Below are 11,936 nucleotides of genomic sequence, written 5' to 3' on the forward strand. Positions count from 1 at the left end.
CAGTTCTGCATGTTTGCATTATCAATCGGTCTTGCCTGCTGATCAGTAACAATCCTGATTATATTCATTATTAACTTATATCGCTATCTTAGTGGAAAGCGTTCTATTTGTCAACATACCTTACTCCAACCCTAATTTCATGTGAAAACAATTTACGAAAAACGGATTAGAGAAGAAAGACAAGAAAAGAGCCGTATTCTGGATGAACGGCCCTTTGACTTTAATTATTTTATGACAGCTTTATTATGAAAAAACAACCCGATCTGCATCGGACATCCGATATTGCGTCAACAAATATTCCGTACTCTGCATGGCTTTGCGCCGAACTTCATTCAGATCGACATGCAGCAGCTTGCCCTCTCGCTTCACAGGCTTCCCAGCAACAAAAACCGTATCCACATTAGACGGATTCGCGAATTGCACAACAGCACCAATCGGATCGTGCACGGGGAACAAGTTCAGATCCGTCGTGCGAATCATGATCACATCCGCTTCTTTTCCCGGCGTAAGCGAGCCTGTTTTTTGCTCCAGTCCTAAGGCCCGCGAACCCGCGGAGGTCGCAAATCGCAACACCTGGCTTGCCTGCAAACTGAGTTCACCCGGCATTTCACCTTGTTGCAAAAGGTACTCATTCGTTCTTGAACGCTCAGCTTGCAACGCAAATTTCATCTGTGAAAACATATCTCCGCCCGTCGAAGTCACGACATCTACACCAAGCGTTGGCGTACCTCCATGCTCAAGAAAGTATCCTGTAGCCGGATAACCATGTCCCATCATCATCTCAACTTCAGGTGTGACAGACAAAGAAGCTCCGCTGTCTGCGAGCATTTTGAATTCATCCATGCCCATCGTATTGCCATGAACAACATTGATTCGTGGACCAAGCAGTCCTGCCTCATACATTCGGCTGATCGAACGATCCGCTGATCCCCAGCTGCCGAAACCGACATGCATCGAACAAATGGCGTCCAGTTCTTCCGCAAGCTGAATATCCTGCACCGTTGTATCCCAGTGGCTAAACTCCGGTCCCCGAATAGCAAGTCCATAGGTGAGTAGTTGATCTTTCGAAGAGAAATATCGCTCCTTAACACCTCTCACATTCTCTGGATACGACAGCTTACTCTCACGATTCCAATACATTGTTTCCCCTGGCACACCATGGGCAAAAACAGCACGAATTCCTGCATCCTGTAATCCTCGAATCAGTTCCTCTGTGTGCTCAGCCGAGTATGGCATACTCCAATCCAGCACCGTAGTGACGCCTGCATTAAGCGCTTCCAGTGATCCCAGCAGATTGGCAATATAGCTATCCTCTGGACGAAGCTTGCTTCCCATAGCTCCATAGTACAAATTTTGCAGATAGACGGGGAGCGACCAGTTTGTTCCGGCTGTTTTGACAAGCGATTCCCACATATGCCGGTGTGTATCCACCAGTCCAGGCATAATAATCATGTCTGAAGCGTCGATGACCTCAATATCTGCATTGGACACCTCAATATTTGGTTGAACCGCTGTAATCAAAGAATCCTGAATAAGTACGTCTGCCCGGTTATACTGACCAATACGAGCATCCATCGATAATACACAACCGTTCTTCAAAAGATAACCTGTCCTCATAAGACATCTCTCCAATCGTAATGGTTTGTAAAATGATCTGATCCGCATTGCTTGTTCTTACATATACTTTATGACTATATTTTCACTAGTATATATACATTATATATCATATCTTAATATTTATCAAATTCTGGAAGAGCTAACTGAGACCTATATAGTGATTCACGGATTGGAAAAGGTAGAACTTCGTTGGTAAACTTAATAATTATGTTTTACTCTTTTCCTCACTAGAGTGTATTTTTCGTTTCGCTCGAAAACGTCTCACCTTCATTAGATTACCGCACATCTTATCATCGCAATATTTCTGTGTTCTGCTCCGGGTATCATCATAGAAGATCCAGCGGCAGTCCGGATTGTCACAGGAACGAATTCTCTTCCCTTCGCCCTCAACGAGTGTCACGGCAAAATCAGCCGCAACCTCTGCCATCACCTGAGCCCAATGTCTATGAATAGGAACAAGCGCAACACCCAGTTGTTGATCTTGTGTAATTATTCGTCTAATGACTTCGCCAGCCATCATAAAATCATTCAACCAAGCCTGATCCTTCTCAGTAAAGAGCTTCCCGTTAGACAAACGAATAGCCAGTGACTGCAAATCATCTCTAAAACCTCTCAATGTAGATTCCTCTTCATTCGACGCCGGTACTGACGCTTCTAATTGCCAACGATTCAAAAAATCTTGTTGCCAGTTTACGTTCCCCAGTCTGTCTTCTGATCGCTCCCCACCACGCCAATCATGATAATCGCTGTTAACAAAATCAGTCCATAATCTATCCATGAGAGCCTCCGATTAATGTAACTATCTAAATCATTAAAAGATGGTTACACCCTTTGAAATTGTGTTATATTAATTGTAACCACTTCCACCCACATTAGCTAGTTACCATCATGAAGATGCAAGGGCGAGATGAATCTGACAAGAGAGGAATGAAATTAAAAAATGAAAACAGTCACCACAGCATTAGATGTATTGGTTATTCAGAATGAAGATACCTGGGATCAATGTAACTGGATCGTCCCATTGTCAAAAGCGCTTGAGGGACTGAACGCCGAACAGGCTGCCTGGGTTCCTCCTTCAGGTGGACTGAGCATATGGCAACTAGCCAATCATATGTTTTATTACAATCAACGTATTTTGGAACGTCTTCAGGGAAAAGAACCGTCTGTACCCGCTGCAGATTCCAACGTAGCTACGTTTGGTATTTCCGGTGATCCTTTGAACGAAGCTGGCTGGAGCAAGCTGATGGAACAAACCACTAAACTGGCTGAGCAGTTACGCGACACCCTTGCTACATTACAGGACTCGAAGCTTGAGGAAGCTTATATGGATTCCGACGACAACTGGGCTCAGACGCTTGCCCGCTGGGTTCTACACGATGCCTATCATGCAGGTCAGATTGTGCAGTTGCGGAGGCAACAGGGATGCTGGAGTATTGTTTTCTAAAAAAACACTTGAACTGATAGCGTTTACAGGAATAAGATGAACTTCATAAGGTTACAACTTGTTCAATACACTAATTAAAATTGAATAGGATCTTCGGGGTAGGGTGCAATTCCCAACCGGCGGTGATGTTCTTATAGAACCAGCCCGCGACTCGCTGTTTAGTTACCACCTGGCAGCGACTGACTTGGTGCGATTCCAAGGCCGACGGTATAGTCCGGATGAGAGAAGATCAACACAACGGCAAGCCGTATTTGGGAAGTCTTTTTCCCTGACGCCTTGTCTTTGAATGGTCCCCCGTTTATTTGGCGTACGCCAAGGACGGGGGATTTTGTCGATTTTGCCAACTGAAGATTCCGTGTTCTGACGAAGGAGTCCTGAATATGGAAAACACATCAACAGCATCAACGATTTATCGCAAGGAACGAAGCAACACCGGATTTTGGCTAGTTGTGCTAGGCGCAGCCCTCTGGGGTGTAGACCCCTTATTCCGCATCCTTTTGCTAAAAACGATGACTTCTACACAGATTGTTCTAATCGAACACATCATCGTCAGCCTTGTCGCGATTCCGGTATTATGGAAGTTCCGGGATGATCTGAAGAAACTGCGTGCACGTCACTGGATCGCTGTTATCTTCATTTCCTGGGGCGGATCAGCGCTGGCAACGGTATTATTCACTTTGGCGCTTACCCATAACGATCCCAATACGGTATTGTTGTTGCAAAAAATGCAACCACTCTTCGCAATTGTACTTGCGAAATTGTTATTAAAAGAAACATTGCCGCGTCACTTCGGCGGACTGTTCATCATTGCGCTGGCAGGAACATATCTGCTTACGTTTGGCTTCTCACTTCCGCTCGGCAACTGGAATAACTGGATTCATGCAGGTAGTCTGCTGTCTCTTGGTGCCGCAGCTTTGTGGGGTGGATCTACCGTTATGGGCCGGTTAATGCTTGGTCAAGCTCGTTATGAGACGGTCACCTCCCTTCGCTTCGTCGTTGCGCTTCCACTCCTGATCTTCATGACCTGGAATGAAGGTGCACCTTGGACACTCCCGGCTGGAACAGGGGCACAGGCTGCCGTTATCCTGAATATTCTTGGGCAGGCACTTTTACCAGGCTTGCTAAGTCTACTCTTGTATTACAAAGGGTTGTCTTCCACCAAAGCTTCTGTTGCAACCCTCGCAGAACTCAGTTTCCCGATGGCCGGCGTGCTTGTAAACTGGATTGCATTCCGTACGCTGATAACCTGGGAGCAATTGCTTGGCTTTATCCTGATCTGGATCGCACTATTCCTGATCTCCAAACAGCAGGAACGCTCTACACCGATCGCCGAGGCCGCACCCAAACTTCGCACGGAGTAATACATTTTCATCTGGTTCAAATAATATAAGCACTGTTTCACCTTAATGAGGTGAACAGTGCTTTTCTTCTGCCGTATTTCTTCTATTATGATGGATTGATGTTTTGTTTTTTGTCTGCCTAGGTGGTACGATGGCTTATGGAACTTGGAACAAGATATCCAACAGGAACTATTTTCAGAGAGGAACGATTACTAATGTCTTCATTCTCATATACCTCCTATGACTCTATAGGGCTCGCCGAACTGATTCGCTCCCGGGAAGTATCCCCGGTTGAACTGCTTGAAGCTGCCTATGCACGTCTGGAAGAAGTCAATCCACATCTCAATGCAGTCATTCGTACATATGAAACACGTGCTCGGCAGGAAGCCAGCATGGTTAGGCCTGGAGAACAGCCATTTGCAGGTGTGCCGTTGCTCCTCAAAGATATTTCTCAATCTTTGGAAGGTGAACTTCTTACCTCTGGCTCACGTCTGTTCAGCGAACATCGTGCTCTTCGCAACTCCAATTTCGTAACTCGTTTGCTCGAAGCAGGCTTTATTGTGATCGGACATACGAATACACCGGAATTCGGGTTGAAAAATATAACCGAGCCACGTCTACACGGGCCAACGCGCAATCCGTGGAATGTGAATCATTCCCCAGGCGGCTCAAGCGGCGGTGCCGCTGCCGCTGTAGCATCAGGCATCGTGCCGCTTGCTGGCGCAAGTGATGGCGGTGGTTCCATTCGAATTCCCGCTTCTTTCAGCGGTTTGTTTGGGCTGAAACCAACCCGCGGACGCACTCCCGTTGGTCCAGGTGTGGGAAGACAATGGCAAGGAGCCTCGATAGATTTTGCAGTATCTCGCTCCGTCAGAGACAGTGCTGCACTGCTGGATACGCTCCAGATTATCCAACCGGAAGCCGCATTTCATGCACCATTATTCCCAGGAAGTTACCTGACTGATATGAACTATCCGCATCAACGCAAATGGCGAATCGCTTATACGATGGATTCACCTGTCGGCACACCTGTCAGTGAAGATGCCAAAGAGGCTGTGATGAAATTAGTCCATTTCTTGGAATCTCAAGGGTATCATGTTGAAGAAAAGTTAAGTCCAGTCAATGGCGTACGCCTGATGGAAAACTATTACATGATGAACAGCGGCGAGATGGCCGCTATGATTTCATCCATGGAACATAGTATGGGTCGTTCTCTCACTGCAGATGATATGGAGATTGAGTCCTGGGTACTGGCTGAAGCGGGCAAAAAAGTATCTGCTGCTGAATTTGTTCATAGCTTGGCCGAATGGGACGTGGCGGCTGCGCAGATGTCTACGCTGTTTGAACGGTATGATTTTTACATCACACCTGTTAACGCTTTTCCCGCACCCCGGATTGGCGAACTGACGCCACATGCGGAGCAGATTCAACATCTGATGTCCGTCAGTGATCTCGATAAAACGGCGCAACAAGAGCTGATCTATGAGATGTTCAAGCCGAGCCTTAAGTACACCCCGTTCACGCAGCTTGCAAATCTGACAGGCCAACCTGCCATTAGTCTTCCTCTGCATTTAACTGCAGAAGGATTGCCAATGGGTGTTCAGGTTATGGCAACCAAAGGCCGTGAAGATTGGTTATTACATCTGGCGGGACAACTCGAATCAACAGAATTGTGGGTTGGCATGGAAGCGAATCCCATGTTCCCAACCTCGACAAAAGCTTAAAATACTTATAAAAGCGGAAAGAAGCCAGCAGAACATAACTGTATGGCTTTTTTTCAGTGGAACAGGAATCGCATCAGAGCAGAGAACCTGATGCGATTTGAATGATTCTTTAATTTAGTCCATGTGACTATCTTGGATGATAATTACAGTTGTTCATGTGACCATCTTTCTGACAATAGATTTCGGTTAACATAATAATGATGATGTAAATCAAAATCTCGGACTACTTCTCTACCGGATAAAATTTGCTTGTCATGTAAACCCTAATGTAGTGAAATAAATAACTTAGCGGGAGGGATCAGCGATGGGAATTTTAAGTGGAAATCCTAAAAACGAGCCCATGCATTATGGAGAAATCTATAGTGCATGGGAGTGCTCAATGGTAGCCAAAGGAGCTGTCTCTTGTTATCAGGCTTATATGAATCACGCAGGAGATAAAGATTTGAAGAAAATTTTAGAAGACTTGCTGGATCAGGCAAGACTGGAAATTAAAGAATGTGACGCCTTACTCACCGAGAACGGTATCACGCCCGCTCCGACTCTTCCAGAGAGACCCGTTGTGGCATTAGAGGACATTCCTCCTGGCGCAAGGTTTACTGATCCAGAGATCGGTGCCAAAATTGCAGCTGATAATGCTCTTGGATTAGTCGCCGCGAGTCAGACTATTGGCCAATCCATCCGCGAGGACATTGGTGCACTGTTTGCGAAGTATCACGTTACCAAAACGGCACTGGGTGTTCGAATTCTCCGTTTGAGTAAAGAAAAAGGATGGCTTATTCCTCCGCCGCTACAAGTGAAAAGGCCGGATGGCGAATAGTCCTGTGATATCAAACGAATTAAATAAAGACATTTAATAATGATTTAAACACACAACATTAAAGAAGCCGAGATGAGAATAATAACATATCCCTCTTCTCGGCCTCTTTTGTATTCAGAAATGAACTAGACTTTCTTATCTCCCGACTCGTAATTGAAGTATTCCACATCCACATACCCTTGTTCTCTTTCATAATTCAAGTTATATACTCCAACGCGATTTCCACGATAATGTCCCCATCCCAGTGGATAGACATCCCCAAAGGAAATAAATTTCTCGCCATCGAGACTATATTCATACCTGTTTTCACCGCGCAAGTTCCAAATGGATCTCAACCATAGGGTAGTCGCATCAGCATCAATAGATGGTCCCCATTCGATTGTACCTAATTGATTGAACTTCAATGCCCGAGATCCTTGCTGCTGATGAATACCAATCGTACAATAGGTTTGTCCAAAATGGCATAGACCCGCTTCCTGGTCATCCACCATTCCACTTAGATCATACTTGGCAGTCACTACGTTATGAGGCACACGATACGCCCGTTGGGAAAGAATGTTCGAAATTTTAAAGAAATCATTCTTCTCCGAGGGTACACTTGCATGCAAACGCAAATATCCTGGTCTCTCTGTTAAAGACCACATATCCGCTTTAGGTTGGTGGTTCCACCCCCAATGAGACTGCAGTACCCGGCTATTGAAATCATCATTCACGGTTAAGATCGTTTTGGGATAACCTTGAATTGGTTTTTTCCCTCCCCATACCATTTCTCCGACACCGTCACGGTCTGTATCCTCACCAATGATTGGCCAACCGTCAACCCACGTAACGGGAAGCAGGTGAAGAGTTCTGCCTTCAAAGTAACCACCGGCTCCCTGGTGACTAATGAAATACCACTCCCCAGACGGTGTTTGCACAAGTCCGCCTTGATTCGGTTCGCGGTCCACTTCCACACCATGCGTATGAATTAACTCTTTTTCTTCGTAAGGACCGTATAAATGCTCTGAACGGAGCATCATAACAATCCTTACCTCCTCACCATTTCTCGGTCGAACTTCACTGTGAAAAATGTAATAAAGACCGTTTATTTTGTAAAGCTTACTCGCTTCGCTACCTTTATATTGATGGATCACAACACCACTGTCATGCAAAATTTGTTTTCCATCGTCGCTAAGTTTAAACAGGTAAATATTATAATTGTCGGCAAAATTCGTAGCCACCAGATATCCTTGACCGTCATCATCCCAAAAAGGACAACAATCATCCCAACCAGAAGTCTCCCAACTATGATAAAGAGGCTCCCATGGGCCAGCAGGATCTGTAGCTGTGCTTACGAATAAACCCTCATCCGGTGTGAAAAAATACACCCAAAATTGATGGTCATGAAAACGGATCGCTCCCGCCCAGACTCCTCTTGCATAACGATTCATTCGATCATGCCGATATTCTGGCCCGATAACTGTCAAATCTTCTACAACATGACTAATTACATTCCAATTGACTAGATCTTTAGAGTGCAGAACAGCCATACCTGGTGAGCAATGTAATGTGGAAGAGATCGCATAGTAATCTTCCCCAACGCTTATCACATCTGGATCGCAGTAATCTCCAGGCAAGACCGGATTGACATAAGTACCGTCCCCTTGATCGCCCCATTTTCCTTCACTGGAAAGCAAAAAGTAATCTTTGTTCATCATTGTTTCCCTCTTTTCTGGGATGCAGTTGACCTAACTTTTTGATGATCTGATACATTACACTACGAATCTTGTAATCATCATATTACTTGAAAATTAATATATAAGATAGATAAAACATGATCCCGATTTTTCAGAGATCATGTTTTATGATGAAACCTTAGGCAACGTAGATTCAGAAGTAACCACCTGTTTAGCTTTAGAAGTTTATGTTCTTCACTTGATTTTGTTCCTTTGTTTACGAATACCTGTAATATGAAAGGCTGCTCTCTCCGAGGGGCTGCTCTCATCAGCTTGCTCCTTTTGCTCGTCTTGCTCCGTACTTGCAGCGGATGATGTTTTTTTGCGCTTGCGTTGCACGATGATATCACTTAAAGCAATTAGAGAAATCAACAGTAAACTAATAAAGAAACCTGGCCGGCTTAACCCATGAAAAAGAGTTCCAGTTATGGCCGTGCTGATCAGCACCAATCCAGTCCAGCGTTTTATCACATCTATGGTGCGAGATTTCAGCAACCGACCTGAGGAGAGCAAGATAAATAGCCAGTTATACATCAGCATTAACCCTGCAGCAGTAGTTACATATTCATAGACTTTTCCAGGAAGCAGTAGCGACATGATAATCGTACCAATCAAACCACAACCAATCAGACACAAGGCAAATAGAGGATATTTCTTCTTCCATTTCTGTGAGAATAACTTTGGCGCATCCCCCTCCTGTGCCAGTGTAATCATCATGGAGGTCACTGCATAGAGCGATGCGGTCATCGTAGAGAAACCGGCCACAATCAGAACACCGTTGAACAAATGTGGTACAAAAGCAAGGTGATCACTGCTCAGTGCAAGTACAAACGGACTTTCTTTCGGATTAAAAGCAGACAGCGGAACCATGGTTAGTGCAAGGCCAATGGAAACGACATAAACTGCAGACAGTGAAATAAGCATGACTTTGCCTGCTTTGGGTGCATCCTCCGGTTTTTCCAATCGATACGACATAATGCCGAGTACTTCAATACCTCCATACGCATAGAAAGCAAACAGGAATGCAGACCACAATCCTACTGTCCCTTTCGGGAAAATGGAAGCCATGTCCATCGGTACCTTATGTGCATATTTGGTGCCCCCAATCCAGCCGGCAAGTAAAGCAATCGCCAGAACCAAAAACATGATTATAGCTGCTATTTTAATGACTGCAAGTACATTCTCAACCCGGTCGAATCCCTTGTTTCCAAAAAACACAATACATAAACCGACGATTCCAAACCCCGCGGCAAAGATCCAGAGTGGCACGCTGGGAAACCAGAATCGTGAGAAGATAGAAAGTGCGGTCAACTGACTCCCCATAATGAGAAGCTCCGAAAACCAATAGACCCAACCACTCGCAAAACCTGCCCATGCGCCAAATGCCTTCTTCGCATAAGAACGAAATGATCCTTGCTCTGGATGGTCCGAAGTCATGCGTGCCAAAGCATCAAAAACAACGTATGTACCTAACGCAGCAAGTGCATAAGCAATTACTACAGCGGGTCCCCCGATGGTAATCGCTAGACTTGAACCGAGAAAATAACCTGTTCCTATGGTGCCCGCAACGCCCAACAAACTAAGTTGCCACCATTTCAATTTCTTTTCATCCGATGATTTGCCTGAAGCGTGACTCATTTCGTCAATCCTTTCCCTTTTGATAATCGTCGCAACAGGTAGCCTTCCCCAATTGGAGCAAAACATCTCCCTGAATATTTCTTCGAACCTCTCAGCATAATACACAGGTAAATTCAAACAAATAGGAGGCACCATCATGAACCAATATTCACAATCTCAACAGATTACGCAACTCGCTCAACAACTGACGCAACAAACACAACAAGCTTCTATGCAATATCAACAATTGCTGAGACAAGAACAAAGCAATGCTCAACAACTGGAACAACTGGCCCAGCGCGAGCAACAAGCGGCGCATATTATTCAAACCGCATTGCAAGGACATCAAACAGCCATTCAGCAATTGCAACAGATTTCTAACCTTGCTCAACAGCTTGCGAACACCTCTTCACAGCATGTATCCTACATCGATCAACCGTATAATACACCTAACACGACAATCCAAGGCCAAGGTCAGTCATTCGGCAATTTCTCCAACCAGCACCGCCAATAGATTAAGATTTGGCAGGAAATTGCAAATAACAAGGAGCTCAATACTGAGCTCCTTGTTTGCGTTTCAGCTAGTTGCTTTCTTCTGAAATTACTGCTTGGCACAAACTACATCATGATACGCATTTCACTGAACAGTCTACCCAATGTTTACTTTCATAAATGGACAGTCACCATTTTGCTTGCAGGCGATATCCTATAAGTAAAAGGAGGCTTACTGATGTCGCTATTGTTTTCTTCTACTGATATGGAAAATGGTGAGCTCCCGCTGGATCTGTGGCAAAGGGATGCTTATCGTTTGTTCTCTGCCAAGATGAGTGACCGGGAGACCAGGTTCCCCTGCATTCCTGCAACCCAGGCATATGCACTGGGTCATCTTCGATATGGATTTGTCTTTCAGTCCAAACATCTTTCTCTTGCGGAGCAATTATCAGCAATTGTAACGGAATATGGAGCTTCTTCACGTTCCTTCGGAGATTTTTCATCTCTAGTCATTTTTTTTGAAAAAGAAAAGGAAACAAAAGACGTGCTCACTTACGAACAATCATTCTGGAACCTGTTAAGTGAGATGCGAACTCTCGATACCCAATCATGGCCAGCAGATATCCCGGAAGACCCCGAGAATCCATTATGGGAGTACTGTTATAACGATGAACGGTATTTCGTTTATTGCGGTACACCAGCTCACATTTCAAGACAAAGTCGCCATTTTCCTTATCTCATGTTAGCTATGACGCCTCGCTGGGTCCTTGATTTATGGAATGAGCAGCCTCAGCGGGCTGCAGCCATCGGGCCAAGGATTCGAGCGAGGCTTGCTGCCTATGACACGATTCCCGCACATCCTGAATTGAAGCAATACGGGGCAGAAGGAAATCTGGAGTATAAACAGTATTTTCTACGAGATGATGACACTGCCCCATCCAAATGTCCTTTTCTACGCTCTTTGTTACAACAACCACAAGCAAAAGAATAACATCATCCGTATTCTAAACAAGCTCTCCTTCGAATAAGCTGTTATACGAGCCGAGGTGTGAGGAGAGCACTTCTTTTTATATCTCTTCCATGTGAAGAGTTACATAGACTACTAGAGCAAACGTCTTTTTTAAGTGGACAAGCTTCTTTTCTTCCATCAACCCATCTCTCAGAAAGGAA

At 45.0% G+C, this 11,936-nt stretch carries 10 protein-coding genes and 1 riboswitch; of the genes, 6 read left to right on the forward strand and 4 right to left on the reverse strand.

Features of this window, described 5'->3' with window-relative positions; translation table 11 throughout:
- Nucleotides 1-243: 243 nt before the first annotated feature.
- Both MHI38_RS03675 and MHI38_RS03680 read right to left on the reverse strand, forming a co-directional pair.
- Entirely contained in the window at nt 244-1,617 is a 1,374-nt protein-coding gene (locus MHI38_RS03675) for an amidohydrolase family protein (RefSeq protein WP_341180979.1), read from the reverse strand.
- Nucleotides 1,618-1,822: 205 nt separating this feature from the next.
- Entirely contained in the window at nt 1,823-2,395 is a 573-nt protein-coding gene (locus MHI38_RS03680) for a CGNR zinc finger domain-containing protein (RefSeq protein WP_154890411.1), read from the reverse strand.
- Between the two features lie 162 nt (nt 2,396-2,557).
- Between MHI38_RS03680 and MHI38_RS03685 the strand changes: the two genes are divergently transcribed.
- The 4 genes from MHI38_RS03685 to MHI38_RS03700 all read left to right on the forward strand — a co-directional run bounded on the left by MHI38_RS03685 (nt 2,558) and on the right by MHI38_RS03700 (nt 6,942).
- Nucleotides 2,558-3,061 (forward strand): DinB family protein, encoded by a 504-nt coding sequence (locus tag MHI38_RS03685; RefSeq protein WP_154890412.1) that lies wholly within the window; start codon nt 2,558-2,560, stop codon nt 3,059-3,061.
- An 85-nt stretch (nt 3,062-3,146) separates the two neighbouring features.
- Nucleotides 3,147-3,295: riboswitch (FMN riboswitch) on the forward strand.
- A 146-nt stretch (nt 3,296-3,441) separates the two neighbouring features.
- The gene (locus tag MHI38_RS03690) at nt 3,442-4,422 is read left to right on the forward strand and encodes a DMT family transporter (RefSeq protein WP_090916606.1); all 981 of its coding nucleotides are present in this window, start codon (nt 3,442-3,444) and stop codon (nt 4,420-4,422) included.
- Nucleotides 4,423-4,616: 194 nt separating this feature from the next.
- Complete coding sequence (locus tag MHI38_RS03695; RefSeq protein ID WP_154890643.1) at nt 4,617-6,125, forward strand: amidase; 1,509 nt, start codon at nt 4,617-4,619, stop codon at nt 6,123-6,125.
- Nucleotides 6,126-6,429: 304 nt separating this feature from the next.
- On the forward strand, nt 6,430-6,942 hold the full coding sequence (locus tag MHI38_RS03700) for a DUF3231 family protein (protein WP_154890413.1): 513 nt from the start codon (nt 6,430-6,432) through the stop codon (nt 6,940-6,942).
- Nucleotides 6,943-7,067: 125 nt separating this feature from the next.
- Here MHI38_RS03700 and MHI38_RS03705 read toward each other — a convergent pair whose 3' ends face one another.
- Together MHI38_RS03705 and MHI38_RS03710 are read right to left on the reverse strand one after the other, a co-directional pair.
- Nucleotides 7,068-8,639 (reverse strand): glycoside hydrolase family 43 protein, encoded by a 1,572-nt coding sequence (locus tag MHI38_RS03705; protein ID WP_222592181.1) that lies wholly within the window; start codon nt 8,637-8,639, stop codon nt 7,068-7,070.
- A 213-nt stretch (nt 8,640-8,852) separates the two neighbouring features.
- A complete protein-coding gene (locus MHI38_RS03710; protein ID WP_154890414.1) occupies nt 8,853-10,295 on the reverse strand; it encodes an amino acid permease in 1,443 nt (480 codons plus the stop codon).
- Between the two features lie 136 nt (nt 10,296-10,431).
- On the opposite strand from MHI38_RS03710, the gene MHI38_RS03715 reads away from it, so the two are divergent.
- Nucleotides 10,432-10,788 carry an AMP-dependent synthetase and ligase gene (locus MHI38_RS03715; protein WP_154890415.1) on the forward strand — a complete coding sequence of 119 codons (357 nt, stop codon included), beginning with the start codon at nt 10,432-10,434 and terminating at the stop codon, nt 10,786-10,788.
- Nucleotides 10,789-11,004: 216 nt separating this feature from the next.
- Nucleotides 11,005-11,757, forward strand: a complete 753-nt coding sequence (locus tag MHI38_RS03720) for a YqcI/YcgG family protein (RefSeq protein ID WP_154890417.1) — start codon at nt 11,005-11,007, stop codon at nt 11,755-11,757.
- Nucleotides 11,758-11,936: the final 179 nt, after the last annotated feature.

This window comes from Paenibacillus sp. FSL K6-1558 (assembly GCF_038002565.1).
GTDB classification, from domain to species: domain Bacteria; phylum Bacillota; class Bacilli; order Paenibacillales; family Paenibacillaceae; genus Paenibacillus; species Paenibacillus polysaccharolyticus.